Origin of the sequence: Amycolatopsis sp. NPDC089917 (genome assembly GCF_040684635.1) — a bacterium.
In the GTDB taxonomy this organism is placed as follows: domain Bacteria; phylum Actinomycetota; class Actinomycetes; order Mycobacteriales; family Pseudonocardiaceae; genus Amycolatopsis.
On record NZ_JBFBGL010000019.1, the window covers coordinates 48,462 to 66,699 of the forward strand.

The 18,238-nt window shown below is 69.6% G+C and carries 22 protein-coding genes; 16 read left to right on the forward strand and 6 right to left on the reverse strand.

Going from position 1 to position 18,238, the window contains the following annotated elements; translation table 11 throughout:
* Positions 1-4: 4 nt before the first annotated feature.
* The 10 genes from AB0N89_RS16235 (at position 5) to AB0N89_RS16280 (ending at position 11,095) form a co-directional block, all read left to right on the forward strand.
* Positions 5-925, forward strand: coding sequence for an oxygenase MpaB family protein (locus AB0N89_RS16235; RefSeq protein WP_364205056.1), 921 nt, complete (start codon positions 5-7; stop codon positions 923-925).
* 12 nt (positions 926-937) lie between these two features.
* Positions 938-1,963 carry an LLM class F420-dependent oxidoreductase gene (locus AB0N89_RS16240; protein ID WP_364205061.1) on the forward strand — a complete coding sequence of 342 codons (1,026 nt, stop codon included), beginning with the start codon at positions 938-940 and terminating at the stop codon, positions 1,961-1,963.
* 441 nt (positions 1,964-2,404) lie between these two features.
* A complete protein-coding gene (locus AB0N89_RS16245) occupies positions 2,405-4,420 on the forward strand; it encodes a neutral/alkaline ceramidase (protein WP_364205063.1) in 2,016 nt (671 codons plus the stop codon).
* Positions 4,421-4,437: 17 nt separating this feature from the next.
* Positions 4,438-5,397, forward strand: a complete 960-nt coding sequence (locus AB0N89_RS16250; RefSeq protein WP_364205065.1) for a sphingomyelin phosphodiesterase — start codon at positions 4,438-4,440, stop codon at positions 5,395-5,397.
* 34 nt (positions 5,398-5,431) lie between these two features.
* Entirely contained in the window at positions 5,432-6,736 is a 1,305-nt protein-coding gene (locus AB0N89_RS16255; RefSeq protein WP_364205067.1) for an MFS transporter, read from the forward strand.
* Positions 6,733-8,133, forward strand: a complete 1,401-nt coding sequence (locus AB0N89_RS16260; RefSeq protein WP_364205069.1) for an aminotransferase class V-fold PLP-dependent enzyme — start codon at positions 6,733-6,735, stop codon at positions 8,131-8,133. Before AB0N89_RS16255 ends, AB0N89_RS16260 begins: the two co-directional genes overlap by 4 nt.
* A gap of 76 nt (positions 8,134-8,209) precedes the next feature.
* On the forward strand, positions 8,210-8,641 hold the full coding sequence (locus AB0N89_RS16265; RefSeq protein ID WP_364205071.1) for an SRPBCC domain-containing protein: 432 nt from the start codon (positions 8,210-8,212) through the stop codon (positions 8,639-8,641).
* Positions 8,631-8,960 (forward strand): metalloregulator ArsR/SmtB family transcription factor, encoded by a 330-nt coding sequence (locus tag AB0N89_RS16270; protein WP_364205073.1) that lies wholly within the window; start codon positions 8,631-8,633, stop codon positions 8,958-8,960. The genes AB0N89_RS16265 and AB0N89_RS16270 overlap by 11 nt, the downstream gene beginning before the upstream one ends.
* A complete protein-coding gene (locus AB0N89_RS16275) occupies positions 8,957-9,658 on the forward strand; it encodes a DUF899 domain-containing protein (RefSeq protein WP_364205074.1) in 702 nt (233 codons plus the stop codon). The genes AB0N89_RS16270 and AB0N89_RS16275 overlap by 4 nt, the downstream gene beginning before the upstream one ends.
* 21 nt (positions 9,659-9,679) lie before the next feature.
* Positions 9,680-11,095 (forward strand): AMP-binding protein, encoded by a 1,416-nt coding sequence (locus AB0N89_RS16280; protein WP_364205076.1) that lies wholly within the window; start codon positions 9,680-9,682, stop codon positions 11,093-11,095.
* 76 nt (positions 11,096-11,171) lie between these two features.
* Here the strand turns inward: AB0N89_RS16280 and AB0N89_RS16285 are convergent, their stop codons facing one another.
* Genes AB0N89_RS16285 through AB0N89_RS16300 form a run of 4 tightly spaced genes read right to left on the reverse strand, consistent with a single transcriptional unit; the run spans position 11,172 to position 13,931 of the window.
* Positions 11,172-12,269 (reverse strand): GTP-binding protein, encoded by a 1,098-nt coding sequence (locus AB0N89_RS16285; protein WP_364205078.1) that lies wholly within the window; start codon positions 12,267-12,269, stop codon positions 11,172-11,174.
* Complete coding sequence (gene rpmF, locus AB0N89_RS16290) at positions 12,266-12,424, reverse strand: 50S ribosomal protein L32 (protein WP_005149940.1); 159 nt, start codon at positions 12,422-12,424, stop codon at positions 12,266-12,268. Before rpmF ends, AB0N89_RS16285 begins: the two co-directional genes overlap by 4 nt.
* Positions 12,424-12,681, reverse strand: coding sequence for a type B 50S ribosomal protein L31 (locus tag AB0N89_RS16295; protein WP_020635049.1), 258 nt, complete (start codon positions 12,679-12,681; stop codon positions 12,424-12,426). The genes rpmF and AB0N89_RS16295 overlap by 1 nt, the downstream gene beginning before the upstream one ends.
* Positions 12,678-13,931 (reverse strand): GTP-binding protein, encoded by a 1,254-nt coding sequence (locus AB0N89_RS16300; RefSeq protein ID WP_364205081.1) that lies wholly within the window; start codon positions 13,929-13,931, stop codon positions 12,678-12,680. Before AB0N89_RS16300 ends, AB0N89_RS16295 begins: the two co-directional genes overlap by 4 nt.
* 84 nt (positions 13,932-14,015) lie before the next feature.
* Here AB0N89_RS16300 and rpmB point away from each other — a divergent pair, with 84 nt between their 5' ends.
* From rpmB to cobA, 6 genes are all read left to right on the forward strand, one after another.
* Positions 14,016-14,252, forward strand: a complete 237-nt coding sequence (gene rpmB / locus AB0N89_RS16305) for a 50S ribosomal protein L28 (protein WP_005149951.1) — start codon at positions 14,016-14,018, stop codon at positions 14,250-14,252.
* Entirely contained in the window at positions 14,252-14,419 is a 168-nt protein-coding gene (gene rpmG, locus AB0N89_RS16310; protein WP_005149953.1) for a 50S ribosomal protein L33, read from the forward strand. Before rpmB ends, rpmG begins: the two co-directional genes overlap by 1 nt.
* A complete protein-coding gene (gene rpsN / locus AB0N89_RS16315) occupies positions 14,419-14,724 on the forward strand; it encodes a 30S ribosomal protein S14 (RefSeq protein WP_364205083.1) in 306 nt (101 codons plus the stop codon). Before rpmG ends, rpsN begins: the two co-directional genes overlap by 1 nt.
* Positions 14,721-14,969, forward strand: a complete 249-nt coding sequence (gene rpsR, locus AB0N89_RS16320; RefSeq protein ID WP_191251392.1) for a 30S ribosomal protein S18 — start codon at positions 14,721-14,723, stop codon at positions 14,967-14,969. The genes rpsN and rpsR overlap by 4 nt, the downstream gene beginning before the upstream one ends.
* 64 nt (positions 14,970-15,033) lie before the next feature.
* The gene (locus AB0N89_RS16325) at positions 15,034-15,441 is read left to right on the forward strand and encodes an ankyrin repeat domain-containing protein (RefSeq protein ID WP_364205085.1); all 408 of its coding nucleotides are present in this window, start codon (positions 15,034-15,036) and stop codon (positions 15,439-15,441) included.
* A 54-nt stretch (positions 15,442-15,495) separates the two neighbouring features.
* A complete protein-coding gene (cobA, locus tag AB0N89_RS16330; protein WP_364205087.1) occupies positions 15,496-16,725 on the forward strand; it encodes a uroporphyrinogen-III C-methyltransferase in 1,230 nt (409 codons plus the stop codon).
* Here the strand turns inward: cobA and AB0N89_RS16335 are convergent.
* A complete protein-coding gene (locus AB0N89_RS16335; protein WP_364205089.1) occupies positions 16,701-17,255 on the reverse strand; it encodes a GNAT family N-acetyltransferase in 555 nt (184 codons plus the stop codon). The two genes, cobA and AB0N89_RS16335, sit on opposite strands and share 25 nt — an antisense overlap.
* Positions 17,245-18,132, reverse strand: a complete 888-nt coding sequence (locus tag AB0N89_RS16340; protein WP_364205091.1) for an alpha/beta hydrolase — start codon at positions 18,130-18,132, stop codon at positions 17,245-17,247. The genes AB0N89_RS16335 and AB0N89_RS16340 overlap by 11 nt, the downstream gene beginning before the upstream one ends.
* Between the last annotated feature and the right edge of the window lie 106 nt (positions 18,133-18,238).

Sequence of the window (18,238 nt, forward strand, 5' to 3'; positions counted from 1 at the left end):
GGGGATGACACAGCCGCGGCCGCTGGGACCGGATTCGCTGACCTGGAAGTACTTCGGCGATTGGCGAGGGCTGCTCATCGCCCTCTGGGCCGGATCCATGCAGAACATGCACCCCGAGCTGGGCGCGGGCGTCGAGGAGCACTCGCGGTTCTTCGAGGAGCGCTGGCAGCGGCTGTTCCGCTCGCTGTACCCGATCGGGGGAGTCATCTACGACGGCCCGCGCGCCCGGCGGACGGCGTTGGAAGTGCGCGGTTACCACGATCGGATCAAGGGCGTCGACAAACACGGGCGGCGCTATCACGCGCTCAACCCGGACACCTTCTACTGGGCGCACTCGACGTTCTTCATGAGCGCCATCCTCATCGCCGACAACTTCGTCGGCGGTATCGGCGAGGCCGAGAAACGGAAGCTGTTCGACGAGCACGTGCAGTGGTACGAGATGTACGGCATGAGCATGCGCCCGGTGCCGGAGTCGTGGGAGGACTTCCAGCTGTACTGGAAGCGCATGTGCGAGGACGTCCTGGAGGACAACAAGGCGACGCGCGACGTGCTGGAGATCAAGGACCTCGCGAAACCGCATTTCCTGCCGTGGCTGCCGGATTTCGCGTGGAACCTCGTGCGCGGGCAGGTGGCGCGGAACTTCGTCTGGCTGACCGTCGGGTTGTACGACCCGCCGATCCGCGAGCGGCTCGGCTACACCTGGACCGAACGCGACGAGCGACGGCACCGGCGGGTCGGGAAACTGATCAACGCGGCGTTCAAGCTGGTCCCGCGGGACCGTCGCTACCACCCCCGCGCCAGGGCGGGCTGGCGTCGCGAGCGTGGCGAACTGGCCCCGGACGCGCCGTTGGTCGAGACTCCGGCGAGGAACCTTCCGCCGCTTTCGGAGCGGGGCAAACCGGAGCACTACTCACCGAACGTCTGATTGGGAGTGTCGATGAAGCTTGGTTACCACCTCGGTTACTGGTCCTCCGCCCCGCCCGAGGGCGCGCTGGACGCGGTGTCGCGTGCCGAAGAACTCGGCTTCGACTCCGTGTGGACCGCCGAGGGCTACGGCTCGGACGCGTTCACCCCGCTCGCTTGGTGGGGCGCGTCGACGAGCCGGATCAAGCTCGGCACCAACATCGTCCAGATGTCGGCGCGCACCCCGACCGCGACGGCCATGCACGCGCTGACCCTGGACCATCTGTCCGGCGGCCGGTTCGTGCTCGGGCTCGGCGCGTCCGGGCCGCAGGTGGTCGAGGGCTGGTACGGGCAGCCGTATCCGAAGCCCCTAGCGCGCACCCGGGAGTACGTCGACATCGTGCGGAAGGTCGTCGCGCGCGAGGCGCCGGTGACCCATGACGGGCAGCATTTCCAGCTGCCGCTGCAAGGCGGGACGGGGCTGGGCAAGGCGCTGAAGTCCACAGTGCACCCGTTCCGCGAGGAGATCCCGATCTTCCTCGCCGCCGAGGGACCGAAGAACGTGGCGCTGTCGGCGGAGATCTGCGACGGCTGGCTCCCGCTGTTCTTCTCGCCCAAGAGCGACGCGTTCTACCGGACGGCGTTGCGGGAGGGCTTCTCGCGGCCCGGTGCCCGCCGCGGCTTCGGCGACTTCGAGGTCGCCGCGTCCGTCCCGGTGCTCGTCCACGACGACGTCGAGGAGGCCGCGAGCTGGATCAAACCGTCGCTGGCGCTCTACATCGGCGGCATGGGTGCGAAATCGGTCAACTTCCACCACGACGTCTTCGCCCGGATGGGGTACGAGGACGTCGCGGACAAGGTCCAGGAGCTGTACCTGGCCGGCCGCAAGGACGAGGCGACCGCCGCGATCCCGACGTCGCTGGTCGAGGACACCTCGCTGATCGGGCCGGCGGAGAAGATCCGAGACGAGCTGGCCAAGTGGGAGGAGACCGTGGTGACGACGCTGCTTCTGCGGGGCGATGCCGCGACGCTCACGAAGGTCGCCGAAACCCTGTCCTAGGAGGGCGCTTTCTCTGCGGTGAATGCGTAAGGCCGGTTTGTCGCGGTGTCCCGAGCGCCACGCCTGGGACGCTCATCGTCTCGAACGTGGCGCTCGGGGCGTATCGCAGTGGTGCTCGGTGCGGCGCGGATGAGGTAGGCGGTGGTCCACCTTTGCCTTCGGCTCGATAATCCGAATCGCCACTCGCGATCAACCCGGCCGAACCGGTACGGCCTTGACGCTCACGGGCTGGGTGGATGGCGCTGGGCATGTCCTGAAAGCCACCTTCGAGACGCTCAACGTCCTGAAGGGGCCCTTTGGGACAAAGTCCGCTGGGTGAGACGCGGGGAAAGTCCCCTTCAGCTCCGCGCCGTTCGTGGGTTGCGGCAGTGAGGCCCATCACGTAGCGTCCCGGCCACGAACATGAAGTCGGTTCATGTTCGTGGCCGGGAGGTGCGACCAATGACGGTGAGCCGGAGGCTGGTTCTCGCGGGTGCGGCGGCGTTGCCCGTCGCGGCGGGTGTGCTCGGCGCCCAGCAGGCGCAAGCGGCGCCGGCCAAGGGTTTCCGCGTCGGCGCCGGCATCTCCGACGTCACCGGCCCGGCCGCCGAGAACGGCATGATGGGCTACTCGATGCCGCAGCAGCAGACCGCCGGCATCCACCTCCGCACCCGGGCGCGCGCCTTCGTGGTCGACGACGGCACCAAGCGGATCGCGTTCGTCACCGCCGACCTCGGCGCGCTGTTCCAGTCGGTCCACCAGGGCGTCCTGCGCAAGCTCCGCGCCGCGTACGGCGATCTCTACACCGAGCAGAACGTTCTCCTCAACGCCACGCACACCCACTCCGCGTGCGGCGGCGATTCCCATTACGCCGCCTACGATCTGGCGATCCTCGGGTTCCAGCAGGAGGTCTACGACGCCGTCGTCGACGGGATCGTCGAGGCCATCGGCCGGGCGCACGCGAACCTCGCGCCCGGCTCGATCCGGCTCGGCCGCGCGGAACTGACCAAGGCGAGCGTCAACCGCTCCCGCAAGGCCTTCGACCTGAACCCGCAGGCCGACAAGGACCACTTCCCGCAGGCGATCGACCCGGCCGTCACGGTGCTGCGGTTCAGCCAGAACGGCGTCGACGTCGGCGCGATCAGCTGGTTCGCCACACACGGTACGTCGATGAGCAACGGCAACCACCTGATCAGCGGCGACAACAAGGGGTACGCCGCCTACGAGTGGGAGCACGACCACGCCGGCGTGCGCTACCTCGACGGGAACCCGCGGTTCGTCGCCGCGTTCCCGCAGACCAACACCGGCGACATGAGCCCGAACCTGAACCTCTCGCCGGGGACACCCGAAACCGAGTTCGAGAACACCCGCACCATCGGCGATCTCCAGTTCCGTGCGGCGAAGAGTGCCTTCGACGCGGCGGCCGAGGCCGTGACCGGCGGCGTCGACCACCGGATGTGTTACGTGGACATGTCCGACGTGGCCGTCGACGCGAAGTACACCCCGAACGGACGGCCGCAGCGCACCTGCACCGCCGCGATCGGGGTGTCGATGCTCGCGGGCAGCCGCGAGGACGGCCCGGGCTTGCCGCTGCCGGAAGGCGTGAAGAACCCGTTCATCGACTGGCTCGGCGGCATCGACGCGCCGATCCCGCAGGCACTCGCCGACGCGCACGCGCCGAAGGTGATCGCGGTGCCGTTCGGCGCGATGAAGCCGTATCCGTGGACGCCGGAGGTCCTGCCGCTGCAGATCGTCCGGATCGGACAGCTGCACCTCGTGGCCGTGCCCGCCGAACTGACCATCGTGTCCGGGCTCCGCCTGCGCCGCACCGTCGCCGGGGAACTCGGCGTCCCGCTGGAGAACGTGCTCGTCCAGGGTTACTCCAACGCCTACAGCCAGTACGTCACCACGCCCGAGGAGTACGACTCGCAGCAGTACGAAGGCGCGTCGACGCTGTACGGCCGCTACACGCTTCCGGCGTATCAGCAGGAATTCGCCAAGCTCGCCGCCGCGATGAAGGCGGGCAAGACCGTCCCGCACGGGCCGACGCCACGGGATCTGCGCGGCAAGCTCATCAACTTCCAGCCCGGGGTCGTGTTCGACAGCGCGCCCGCGTTCAAGAAATTCGGCGACGTCACGGTCGACGCGAAGAGCACCTACGCGCGCGGCGAGCAGGTCGCGGTCGAGTTCGTCACCGGGCATCCGAAGAACGACCTCCGGCGCGGTGGCACGTTCCTGGAGATCCAGCGGCTGGTCGACGGCAAGTGGGTCCGGCACGCCGACGACGGCGACTGGGACACGAAGTACCACTGGGCACGGACCTTCGTCGCCGAATCGAAAGCCGTCGTCCACTGGAAGATCCCCGCGAACGCCCCGATCGGCAAGTATCGCGTGGTCCACTTCGGCAACTGGAAGAACGGCTGGAACGGAGCGATCTCCGCGTTCAGCGGAACCTCACGGACGTTCGTCGTCTCCTGACACCGGAAGGGTCTTTCGTGCGGAAGCTCGCCGTACTCGCCATCGCCGCCGCCTTGTTCGCCGGAACCGCCGTCCCCGCCCAGGCTGCGGTCTCGGTGAAGGTCATGGCGTTCAACATCTGGCAGCTGCCCTGGATCGCCAACCCGGACACCTCGGACAAGGAGGCCAGGGCCCGCGCCGCCGAGAACGTCATCCGCGCGAACGACGCCGACGTCGTCGTCCTGGACGAGGCGTTCAGCGCCCAGGCGGAGGAGATGCGGAACCGGCTCAAGGACGTCTGGCCGTACCAGACGCCGCTCGTCGGCCAGTACTGCAAGACGTCGCCGGGGTGGACCACGGTGAACGGGAACTGCTCGAATTCGCCCGTCGTGGTCAACGGTGGCGTCACCGTGCTGAGCAAGGCGCCGGTGACCGAACAGCACCAGCTGGTCTTCCGCAATTCCTACTCGGGCACCGCGGACTACCTGTCCAACAAAGGCGCCGCGCTCGCCCGGCTGGTCGTGAACGGGAAGCCGCTCTGGATCGCGGGCACGCACATGCAGGCCGACGAGGGGCCCGAGACGCTGCCGAAGGCGCACGACGTCCGGATGGCGCAGCTCGGCGAGATCCGGGACCTGGTCACGAAATACGCGCCCGCGGCCGAGCCGGTCGTCGTCGCCGGCGACCTGAACATCGAGTACTGGGCGGGGCAGGGGCGCAAGGACTCCCTCGGCCGCACTCAGGTTCAGCAGGGCGAAGCCTTCCTCGGCGGCATCCTCCGTACGACCGGCGAAGGCGCGTACACCTTCGACGCGGCGACGAACCCGAACGCCGCGAAGTCCGTTCCGGCGACCTACCGCGACTCGCTGGACTACGTCGGCGCCGTGCGCGCGGGCGGGCGTCCACTCGCCGCTGTCGGCCCGGTACAGCTCGTGCATTACGACGGTGGCACGATTCCCTCCGACCACTACCCGGTGGTGGCCAAGATCCAATACTGAGGCCTTCATCGGGAGAATCGCCTCGAGGAGGATCATGGCAGCCCTGCCAGCACGGACGAGGTACCGCTACTCGCTCGGCTCGTTCGTCACCGGCCCCTTCGGCACGGTTCCCGGCCTGCTCCTCCTGAAGTACCTCACCGACACGATGGGCGTCGCGGCGGGCGTGGCCGGGGTGATCGTCTTCGTTCCCAAGGCCTGGGACGTGCTGTTCAACCCGATCGCGGGCAGGCTGTCGGACGCGGACATGGTCCGCACCGGCAGCCGCCGCCGGTTCCTGCTGTTCGGCGGTATCGGCGTCTCGATCCTCTTCGCGGCACTGTTCGCGCACCCGGGCTTCGGCGGCCCGGTACCCGACGCGATCTACGTCGTCGTCGTGTTCCTGTTGTGCGCCACCGCGTACGCGTTCTTCCAGGTGCCTTTCAACGCGCTGCCCGCCGAACTGACCGACTCGGCCGACGAACGCACCAAACTGACCAGCATCCGGATCGGCTTCCTCGCGGTCGCCATCCTGATCTGCGGTGGCGGCGCGCCCGCGATCACCGAGGCCGTCGGCGGCATCGCGGGCTACCGCGTCATGGGCGTGTTCATCGCCGTGATCATCCTGCTGGCGACGCTCGGCGTGTACTTCGGGCTGAAAGACGCCCCGGTCGGCGCGCTGCGGCCGAACACGGTGAGCCCGCGCGAACTGCTCCGCACACTCGCCCAGTGGCGGCCGTTCCGCTGGCTGCTCGGGGTCTACTTCGTCCAGGCGCTCGGCATCGGCACGGTGCTGGCCGCGATCCCGTACTTCGCCGAGCGGATCCTCGGCAGCTCCGGCTACTCGACGCTGCTGTTCGTCGGCTTCGTCGGCCCGGCGCTGCTGACCATGCCGCTGTGGCCGAAACTCGGCGCGAGCGTGGGGAAGCTGGTCGGGTTCCGGCTCGCCACCGCCGCGTTCGGCATCGGCCTGCTCGGGCTGCTGGGCGCGAAGCTGTTCCCGCTTCCCGTCATCATGGTTTTCGTCGCCTTCTGCGGTGTCGGCTACGCGGGCATCTCGGTGTTCCCGCTGGCGATCCTGCCGGACCTGATCAGCGACGAGGAAGAGCGGACCGGGGAGACCAGGGCGGGCGTCGCGGCCGGGGTCTGGACGGCCTCGGAGACACTGGGGCTCGCGCTCGGCCCGGGTATCTGGGGCCTGGTCCTGCAGTTCGGCGGCTACCAGGCCAGCCTCGCCCCGGGCGCCGCGCAGCCGGACAGCGCACTCACGGCGATCCTGCTCGGCGCGTCGATCCTGCCGGCCGTGCTGATCCTGTTCGGCATCCCGCTGCTGCGGAAATCGGTGCTGGAGCGCCGGCCGTGACCGCCGAGGACGTCCTGGCGGAGCTGCGGGAACTGCGCGCGGGCGACCTCCCGACACACGGGGGCCGGACGCTCGCCTACGTCTACGACAGCGGTCTGTCCGAAGTGGACGAACTCGGGGCGGCGGCGCACGCGCTGGCTTCATCGGCCAACGGCCTCGACCCGACGGCGTTCCCCAGTCTGCTGCGGATGGAGAACGACCTCGTCGGGACCGCGGCGCGCCTGCTGGGCGGGACGGCGGAGACGGTCGGCTCGGTGACGTCGGGGGGCACGGAGTCGTGCATGCTCGCCGTCCTGGCCGCCCGCGACGCGCGTCCGGAAGTGGCTTCGCCGAACATCGTGCTGCCCACGACGGCGCACGCCGCGTTCCACAAGGCGGCGCATTTCTTCGGTGTCCGCGCGGTTTCGGTGCCGGTCGATCCGGTGACCTTCCGCGCCGTGCCGGAGGCGATGGCGGCCGCGGTCGACGAGAACACGGTGCTCGTCGTGGCGAGCGCGCCGTCGTACGCCCACGGCGTCCTCGACCCGATCGCGGAGATCGCGGCGCGCCTCGACGGCGTCCGGCTCCACGTCGACGCGTGCATCGGCGGCTGGGTGCTGCCGTACCTGGACCCCGGCCCGTTCGGCTTCGACGTCCCCGGGGTCACCAGCGTCTCGGTGGACCTGCACAAGTACGCGTACTGCCCGAAAGGTGTGTCGGTTCTCCTGCACGCCGACGCCGCGCTGCGCCGGCCGCAGTATTTCGCCAGCGCGGACTGGCCCGGCTACACGATGCTGAACACCACCCTCCAGAGCACGCGCTCCGGCGGTCCGCTCGCCGCGGCGTGGGCGGTCGTTCGTCACGTCGGCGACGAGGGTTACGCGAAACTGGCTTCGGCCGCGCGCGAGGCGGCGGTGGAGATCCGCGCCGGGATCGAAGCCCTCGAAGGGGTGCGCGTCCTGGGAGATCCGGTGTCGACCCTGCTCGCGTTCACCGTGGACGCCGACGCCGGATTCGACCTGTTCACCGTGGCGGACGAGATGCGCGAGCGCGGCTGGTACGTCCAGCCGCAGTTCGCCCACCAGGCGTCGCCCGCGAATCTCCACCTGACCGTGACGGCGGCGAACCGGGGGAGCGAGCGGGAGTTCCTCGCCGATCTGGCCGCTTCGGTCGAGTCCGCGCGGGAATCCGGACCTGTCGTCGTCGATCCGCGGGTGGCGGAGTTCGTCGCCGCACTCGACCCCGCGACCCTGACGCCGGAGCAGTTCGCCGGACTGCTGGCGGCCGCGGGTCTCGGCGGCGACACGGGCCTGCCCACCCGGATGGCGGAGATCAACGCCCTGCTCGCCACGGCACCCGGTCCGCTGCGGGAGCGGCTGTTGCTGGAGTTCCTCGGCGCCCTGTACACCGCTTCCTGAAACCAGCCTTGACGCAATCGGTCGGTTGCTATACAAAGTTATAGCAACCGACTGATTGCTACTTGAGGAGAGTGTCATGGGATTCCCCGACCGCATCGAACGCACCGTCGAGATCGCCCATCCGCCCGCGAAGGTGTGGGCCGCGCTGACCACGGCCGAGGGCCTGGGCACCTGGTTCGGGAACCAGGCGAGCATCGACCTGCGGCCCGGTGGCGACGCCGAGATGAAATGGGACGAGGGGCACAAGGCGAACATGCGCGTCGAGCGCGTCGAAGAGCCGGCCATCTTCGGCTTCACCTGGAACATCTACGGTCTGCCCGACGAAGACCCTCGCCGCACCTACGTCGAGTTCACCCTCGAACCGGCAGGCGCGGGCACGCGGCTCACCGTCGTCGAAACCGGGTTCTCCCAGCTTCCGGACGAACTCCACAGCGTCGCGTTCGAGGGAAACACGAAGGGGTGGGCGGCCGAACTGGGCGAACTGATCGAATACCTCGATGCCGCCTGACATCGAAGCGATCGCCGAACAGGTCTTCGTCGCACTGGCCGACCCGAGCAGGCGGAGCATCCTCGCCACTCTCGCCTCGGGCGGCCCGGCCACGGCGACCGATCTGGCCGACCGGCTGCCCATCACGCGGCAGGCCATCGCCAAGCATCTCGCGCTGCTCGGCGACGCCGGACTGGTGACCTCGGAACAGGGGGAGCGGCGCCGCGTCCGCTACCGGCTGCGCTCGGCCCCGATGCAGGTCGCCCAGCAGTTCCTCGCCGCGCTCGCCCGTGATTGGGACGGGCCGCTCGCGGCCCTGAAAGACCATCTGGAGGGATGATGAACGTCGACACGGTCTCCCCGGCCGAATGGGAAGAAGCCCGGCTTCGCCTGCTGGTCAAGGAGAAAGAGCTGACCCGTGCCCGGGACGCGCTCGCGGCCGAACGGCGGCGGATGCCGTGGGTCGCGGTCGAAAAGCCGTACGAGTTCGAAGGCCCCTTCGGCTCGGTGAACCTGCTCGACCTGTTCGAGGGACGTCGTCAGCTGATCGTCTACCGGGCCTTCTTCGACGCGGACGTCGAAGGTTTTCCCGACCATGCCTGCAAAGGCTGTTCGCTGGTGGCCGATCAGGTCGCCCACGTCTCGCATCTGAACGCCCGCGACACCACGCTGGCCTTCGCCTCGCGGGGCACGCAGCCGGACATCGCGCGGCTGAAGGCGCGGATGGGCTGGACGATGCCGTGGTACACGATCACCGGCGGCTTCGACGCCGACTTCGGGGTCCGCGAATGGCACGGAACCAACGCCTTCATCCGCGAAGGCGACCAGGTGTTCCGGACGTACTTCATCAACGACCGCGGTGACGAGACGATGGGGAGCACGTGGAGCTACCTCGACATCACCGCGCTGGGGCGGCAGGAGACGTGGGAGGACTCGCCGGAGGGATACCCGCAGAGCCCGCCGTACGAGTGGTGGGACTGGCACGACTCGTACGAGGGATCCTGTTCCTCGGGCGGAGGGTGCTGCTCGGGGTCGTGAGCCTGGGTTAGGGTCCGGCCGGTGGAGAGTCTGTTTCTGACCCGGGTGCTGGACGCGCTGCGCTCGGGCGGCGAAGAGGTCCTGTTCGTCCAGGACGGTGCGGAGACCGGGTACGGGCAGGCGTTCGAACTGCTGCGCCGGCTGTACGCGGGATTGCCGGAAGGCGGGGTGGTCGCCATCGACGCCGGTAACCGGCCTGAAACCGTCCTCCTGCAGATCGCCGCACAGCTCCGGGGTTCGACGGTCCTGCTCGTCGCCGCGTCGGCGAGTTCGCCGGATCGCCTCGCCGCGGTCGGGATGGCCGGTGTCACCACCCTGGTGGCGGAGAACCCGGAAGACTGGCCTGCCGGCGACGCGAGGGTGACCACGTTCGGCGAGCTGGTGGACCGCGACGGTACCGACCCGGCGGGGCTGCCGGGGTCGGTCACCGTCGTCTTTCCCTCCGGTGGCACCACCGGAACGCCGAAACTCATCCGGCACAGCGGGATCTACGACGGGATGGCCCATATCTTCGCGCCGGATCCGGCGGGGCCGGGGCGCACACTGCTGATCGCGCCGATGACGCATATGACCGGCAACGCCACCGTGCTGGGGGCGATCCTGCGGCGGGAAAGCGTGGTGCTGCTGCGGGGCTTCGACGCGGGCGCCGTGCTGGACGCGATCGCGGAACACCGGATCACCACGTTGTCGCTCACCCCGGCGCGGCTGGCCGCGGTGCTCGATCATCCGGCGATGACGTCGTGCGACGTCAGCAGTGTGCGCGGGCTTTCGCTCGGTGCCGCACCGCTTTCGCCGCGGCGGCTGGCGCAGGCACTCGACGTGTTCGGGCCCGTGGTCGGGCAGGGCTACGGGCTCACGGAGGCGCCGATGATCGCGAGTATCTCCGCGGCGGAACTCGACGGCAGGCCGGAGCGGCTCGAGTCCGTGGGGCGGATCGTCCCGGGCATGGAGGCCCGGATCGACGACGGGGAGGTCCTGGTGCGCGGACTGTCCATGATGGACGGCTACCACGGGGTGGAGCCGATCGGGGACGGCTGGCTGCGGACCGGTGATCTCGGGCGGTTCGACCGCGAAGGGTACCTCTACCTCCTGGACCGGGCGAACGACGTCATCGTCACCGGCGAGCATGGCACCAAGGTGCACTCGACCGTGGTCGAGAACGCGCTCGCCCGGCATCCGCTGGTCCGTTCCGCGGCGGTGTTCGGTGTGCCGGGCGACGACGGCGAGCTGGTCCACGCCGTGGTGGTCCCGGCCGCGTCAGGGGCGCTATCGGCCGACGAAGTCCGGGCACACGTCCGGGAGTTCTTCGGGCGGGAGCATTTCGTACCGTCCGATGTGGACTTCGCCGAGGCACTGCCCCTGACGGCGATCGGCAAGGTCGACAAGCGGGCGCTCCGGGCGCCGTTCTGGGCCGGGCGTCGCCGCCACATCGCCTGAGTCAGTACATGAAGGCCCCCTTCCTTGCGTCTAGCGCAAGGAAGGGGGCCTTCATGTACTCGGGGACCGTGACGTGTCAGTGCGCGTGCACCGACTCCCACGCCGGAAACGGATCCACGCCGGCCGAACCGGTGGCCAAGCAAGCCCGAAGCGAGTCCATCAGGGCGTCCTTCTCCAGCCCCACCCCGATGAACACCAGTTCCTGCCGAGGAGCGTCCTCGACACCCTGCGGCTCGAACCGCGCGACCGACCCGGCCTGCGACCACAACCCGGTCACCCCGGGCCGCGACGTCAGCGAGAAGAACCCCTTCGACCGCAGCACCGTCCCGAACTCCCCGGAATCGAGCCTGCCGACGAAGTCCCACAAACGCTCGGGATCGAAAGCGAGCGACGCGCGGAAGACCACGCTGGAGATCCCGTACTCCTCGGTCTCCGGCACGTGATCGCCGTTGAGTTCGGCCACCCAGCCGGGTGCTTCCTGCGCCCGTTCGACGTCGTAGCGGCCGGTGCCGAGCAGCTTGCCGAGCGGAACACGACCGTGTGTCGAGACGACGACCTCGGCGGCCGGGTTGAGCCGCCGCAGCACGGCGGTCAGCCGGTCCAGCGAGTCGGCCGAGACGAGGTCCGCCTTGTTGAGCAGGAGGACGTCCGCGAACTCGATCTGGTCCATCAGCAGATCGCTGACCGTCCGCTCGTCGTCCTCGTACTGGTCCAGCCCGCGTTCGGTCAGCGCGTCCCCGGACGCCAGTTCCCGCTCGAAGTTCACCGCGTCGACCACGGTCACCATCGTGTCGAGCCTCGCGGAGTCCAGCAGTGTGGCGCCGTCCTCGCGGGCGAAGGAGAACGTCGCCGCCACGGGCATCGGTTCGGAGATCCCGCTCGATTCGATGAGCAGGTAGTCGAACCGGCCGTCCGCGCAGAGCCGCGAGACCTCTTCCGGCAGGTCGTCGCGCAGGGTGCAGCAGATGCACCCGTTGGTCATCTCGACGAGCCGTTCCTCGGTGCGGGACAGGCTGTTCCCGTCCCGCACCAGCGCGGCGTCGATGTTGACCTCGCTCATGTCGTTCACGATCACCGCCACCCGCAGCCCGTCGCGGTTGGCGAGGACGTGGTTGAGCACGGTCGTCTTGCCCGCGCCGAGGAACCCGGACAGCACCGTGACCGGCGTCGTCATTCCCCACCCTGGTGGAAGTGCTTCATCAGCTTGCGGGGCACGAGTTTCGTCTCGCCGTTCACCTTGATCGGCACCAGATCCGGCACGGCCGCCTTCCATTGCGACCGCCGGGACCGGGTGTTGCTGCGCGACATCTTCCGCTTCGGGACGGCCATTACTTCGACCCTCCGCGACGGCCGTAACGGCGGTGGAACTTCTCGACCTGGCCCGCGCTGTCCATGATCCGCTGGTTGCCGGTCCAGAACGGGTGCGACCACGAGCTGATCTCGACGTTCACCACCGGGTAGGTGTTGCCGTCGCTCCACTCGATGGTCTGCTCCGACGTCGCGGTGGACCGCGTCAGGAAGGCGTCCCCGGTGGAGAGGTCCTTGAACACCACGGGGTGGTAGTCAGGGTGGATTCCCGGTTTCACTGCGTTTCGTCCTTTCGGTTCGACGCGTTCACGTCGTGCTTCTCGGGGTCGGTTTCCGTGTCCTCGCACGGCTCTTCGTGCCATTCGCCGAACGGATCCGGGTAGCGGAGCCATTCCTGTTCACCGGCGGCGAGTTCGTCCTCGGTCAGCAACGCCCCGTTCAGGGCGGCCTCGATCTCCTCGGGCGTGGCTTGATCGGTGACGACGACCAGTTCCTGCGCGCGGTCGCCGAACTGCGGGTCCCAGCGCAAGGAGGCGAGCGTGCGGCGTTCGGGGGAGACGGCGGCCCAGTCCGGTCCGCCGGGGGCGGCGAGCCACGCCCCGGCGTGCCCGACGCCGAGACCGCCGCCCGCGGACTCGATCCACAGCGCCATGTCCGGTTGGCTCGCCACCCACAAGCGTCCCCGGGTGCGGAGGACGCCGTCGAGCAGGACGTCGATCGCGTCGTGGAGCCGCTCCGGGTGGAACGGGCGCTGCGAGGTGAAGGTGAGCAGCCCGATGCCGCAGTCGGTGTGCAACGGCGGTTCACCGCGCAGCAGCGGTCCGTGCATGTCGGTGACCTCACCGCGCCGGGCGTCGGCCGGGACGGCGTCGAGCACGGTCTTCCCGTCCACGGCGGACAGTTCGACGCGGGGGATCGACGGCGCGACCCGGTCGAGCACCGCCGACGCCTTGGCCGCGGACCAGGCGTCCGTCGCCGCGCCGGCGAGGACGAGCAGGTCGGCGAACTCGACCTGGGAGAGCGCGACCTGGGCGACCGTGCGCTCGTCCTCGGGGCTGGCCCGCAGGTCGCGTTCGGCCAGGGTGTCGTCGCCGGTGCTGTCGGCGAGCCAGGTCGCACAGTCGACGACGGCCAGCACGGCCTGGAGATCGACGTCCTCGATCACCGGCCGCTCGCCGACCAGGACGTGGTGCAGCGCCCAGCTGACCGGCTCGGGCTCCATGGCCTCGTCTAGCCGCACGACGATCCGCCGCACCTGCGGCATCTGCGCAAGCTTGCGCAGCAACGGCAGGAGGTCTTCGCGCAGCGTGCAGGAGACACAGCCGTGCGCGAGTTCGAGCACCGTCAGCTGGTCGCGGTCGCCGAGCCGGATCCGCCGCCTGACCACGCCGGAGTGGATCTGCCGCAGGTCGTGGTGCACGACGGCGGTGCCGGGTCCGGCCAGGCGAAGCCGCTCGGCGAGGTCGGCGTTCGGTCCCGGTGCGAGGCCACTGATCAGGACGAGGGGCACGCGGGGGTTGTCGGTCACTGAAGCTCCGGGGCGTCGATGGCGGTCTGGTTCGGCTGTGTACAGTAAATGAAAACGACTATCGATATCAACTCGGGAGGGTGTATGTCCGCCGTGTGCCAGGTCACCGGCCGCAAACCGGGCTACGGGAAGCAGGTGTCGCATTCGCATCGGCGCACGTCCCGGCGCTGGGAGCCGAACCTGCAGGCCAAGCGGTACTTCGTGCCGAGCGAAGGGCGCTGGGTCCGGCTGCGGGTCTCGGTGAAGGGCATGAAGACCATCGACAAGCGCGGGATCGAGGCCGTCGTGGCCGAGCTCCGCGCGAAAGGGGTGAAGCTCTGATGGCCAAGAGCACCGACATCCGGCCGATCATCAAGCTCCGCTCGACGGCGGGCACCGGCTACACCTACGTCACGAAGAAGAACCGCCGGAACGACCCGGACCGCATGGTGCTGCGCAAGTACGACCCGGTCGCGCGCAAGCACGTCGAGTTCAAGGAGGAGCGCTGATGGCCAAGAAGTCCAAGATCGCCAAGAACGACCGGCGCAAGGTGATCGCCACCCGCTACGTCGAACGGCGCCGCGAGCTGAAGGCGGTCATCGCGTCGCCGTCCGCCTCGCCCGAGGAGAAGGCGGCCGCGGTGTCGGCTCTCCAGGCGATGCCGCGCGACGCCAGCGCGACCCGGATCCGCAACCGCGACGCCGCCGACGGGCGTCCGCGCGGCTACCTGCGGAAATTCGGGCTCTCGCGGGTCCGGATGCGGCAGATGGCGCACAACGGCGAACTGCCCGGCGTCACGAAGTCGAGCTGGTGAGCGCGATGGCCAAGCCGAACCGGGACCGCCCCGCCAAGCGCAAGACGAACCTGTTGCACGCCAACAAGATCACCGAGGTCGACTGGAAGGACGCGGACCTGCTGCGGAAGTTCATTTCCGATCGCGGCAAGATCCGTGCCCGCCGGGTCACCGGGCTGACGCCCCAGCAGCAGAAACAGGTCGCCACCGCGATCAAGAACGCCCGTGAGATGGCGTTGCTGCCCTATCCCAACGCGGGCCGCTGACACCGCCGGTCCGGGCGGTGCGACACGCCGCCCGGACCCCGGTTCCTGTGGAAGAATCGACCACATGACGGAGAACCCCGGACAGGCCGAGGAAATCGATCCCGAACTGCTGGAGCTGTGGGCGAAGGTGTTCGGCTTCGCCCGCTCGGGGGCGACGGCGGAGATCATCGCCTACGTCGACGCGGGCATCTCGGCGAACCTGACCAACGACCGGGGCGACACCCTGGTCATGCTCGCGGCCTACCACGGGCACGCGGACACGGTCGCGGCGTTGCTCGAACGCGGCGCCGACGCGAACCGGGAGAACGACCGCGGTCAGAGCCCGCTCGCCGGGGCGGTCTTCAAGAACGAGCCCGAGGTCGTGAAGGCGCTCCTCAAGGGCGGCGCGGACGCGACGGCGGGGGAGCCGTCGGCGATCGACGCGGCCAGGATGTTCGGCAACACCGAACTGCTGGCCTTGCTCCAGGGCTGAGGCGGTTCTCACTCGGATCGCGGTCCGGGCCGCTGAATCCTTACACTGCCCCGCATGGATGACCCGCATTACCTCTCCGGCCTCGACCTGGCAGGCCGTCGTGTCGTGATGATCGGCGGCGGGACGGTCGCCCAGCGCCGCCTGCCGCGACTGATCGGCGCCGGCGCGCGGGTCGAACTGGTCTCGCCGCACACGACGCCGTCGGTGAGCGCCATGGCCGACGCCGGGGAGATCGTCTGGCATGAGCGCCGCTACACCGAGGGCGACCTCACCGACGCCTGGTACGCGCTGGCCTGCACAAACGATCCCGAGGTCAACGCCGCCGTCTGCGCCGAGGCCGAACGCGCGCGGGTGTTCTGCGTCCGCGCCGACGACGGGGACCTCGGCAGCGCGGTCACCCCGGCCTCCGGCAGGCACGGCGGACTGCTGGTCGGCGTCCTCTCCGGCGGCGAGCCGCTGCGGTCGGCGTCGGTCCGGGACAGCATCCTCGACGGCCTCCGCGCCGGCACCGTCGCCGACGGCCGAGTGCCGGACGCGCACGACGACCTCCCCGGCGTCGCGCTGGTGGGCGGCGGCCCCGGCGACCCGGAACTGATCACCGTGCGCGGCCGCCGTCTCCTCGCCAGGGCGGACGTCGTCGTCGCCGACAGGCTGGCCCCGCGCGAACTGCTCGACGAACTCTCGCCCGAGGTCGAGATCGTCGACGCCGCGAAGATCCCGTACGGCCGGGCGGCCAGCCAGGACGTGATCAACTCGACGCTGATCGAGCGGGCCAAGGCGGGCAAGTTCGTCGTGCGGCTCAAGGGTGGCGACCCGTACCTCTTCGGCCGCGGCTTCGAGGAAGTCCTCGCCTGTGCCGAGGCGGGCATCCCGGTGACGATGGTCCCGGGCATCACGAGCGCGTTCTCCGTACCCGCGGCCGCGGACGTCCCGGTGACCCATCGCGGTGTCGCCCACGAGGTCGTCGTGGTGTCCGGCCACGTCGCGCCGGACGACGAGAAGTCGCTGGTGGACTGGGGAATGCTGGCGAAGATGCGCGGCACCATCGTGCTGATGATGGGTGTCGAGCGGCTTCCGCTGTTCACCAAGGCGCTGCTGGAGGGGCGGTCGGGGGACACGCCGGTGGCGATCGTCGAGGACGGCACGATGCGCACCCAGCGGGTTCTTCGCTCCACTTTGGACAGTGTGGTCGAGGACGCCGCCGCGGCGGGTGTGCGCCCGCCCGCGGTGATCGTCTTCGGTCCGGTGGCCGGGCTGGCTCAGCCTTCGTCGCCGGCGACGTAGAGCCAGTCGATCCCGTCGTCGCCGGGGGTGTCGAGATGCGGGGCCCGGATCAGGCCCGCCCGCAGCGCCACCCGCTGTGAGGCGACGTTCTCCGGCCGGACCCGGGCGATCACGAGGTCGTCCGGGCGGTGGGCGCGCGCCCAGTCCACCGCCGCGCCGGCGGCCTCGCTGGCGTATCCCGAACCCCAGGTCGACGGGAAGAACCGGTAGAAGAGGTTCAGGACGGGACCGCGCCGGAAGCCGACGATCTTCACCCCGCAGACGCCCAGCGTCTCCGCGGAGTCGTGCCGCCGGACCATCCAGTACCCGAATCCGTACCGGTTCCACTGGTGCGACCAGCGGAGCAAGAGCAGCTCCGCGTCCTTGTGCGTTTCCAGCAGGTCCGACGGATTGTGCGCACAGGCCTCGGGATCGGTGTGGAGGGCGACGATCGCGTCGAGGTCTTCGGGTCCGGGACGGCGCAGGAGCAGCCGTCCGGTCCGCAGCTCCTCGGCGCCCGTGTCCCGGGTCGGCGCCGGTTCAGCGGTCATGGCACCGCGTCGCGAAGTCGGCGATGGCGTCGGTCAGGCGAGTCGGGTCGAAACGCAGCTCGACCGGGCTGCGGGCCTGGACGAACTCGGCCGCCGGCATGTCCGCGGCCAGCGTGTCGGCGTCGCCGAACGGATGGATCGGATCGCCCTCGTGCCCGATGACCAGGGCCGGGGTCTCGATGGCCCGCCGGATCGACTTGGGCGGCGCGATCCGGCCGAAGAGCACGCCGTGCAGGAGCGCGGCCATCGGCGCGGGCTCCTGGGACAGGGTGTCGGTGACGACGTCGACCCACTGGTTGCCGTGCGGGACGAGCTTCGCCGCCAGCGCCACGCCCTGCACGGTCACCGGCAGGAACCGGGCGGCCATGAGCAGCGGGGCGAAGGTGATCAGCCCGGCGACGATCGCGTTGTCCAGCACTGGCATCTCGACGACCAGGCCGAGCGCGCGATCCGGCGCGGAGACGCCCACTTCGAGCGCGACGTTGGCGCCCAGTGACGTCCCGCCGATGACGGCGGTGTCGATCTCCAGATGGTCGAGCAGCGCGACGGTCTGCTCCGCGAACGCGGGCATCGAGTACAGCCACGAGTCGGTGGGCCGGTCGGAATCGCCGTGTCCGAGCAGGTCGAGGGTCACGGCCCGGAATCCCGCGCGGGCCAGCCTGCGGGCGAGCGGCGCGTGCATCCGCCTGGTCAGCATGATGCCGTGGGTGAGCACGACGACCCGGTCGCCGGAGCCGAACTCGGTGTAGGCGAGCCGGTGACCCTCATGGGTGAAAGACCCCGACAGCTCGATCGGCCGGGAGGATCGCTCTCGCCGCCGCCCCGGGATGAGTGCGGGCAGGTCGGCGAGCGCGGTGGCGCTGCTGGCCGGGCTCATATCCCACCGTCCTTCGTCGATCGTCGGTACTCGCCGGTAGTACTCGCTGGTACCAGGAAAGCATCTCAGGTGCGGCCGGGCACAGTGGCCGTTGGCAGCCTGTCAA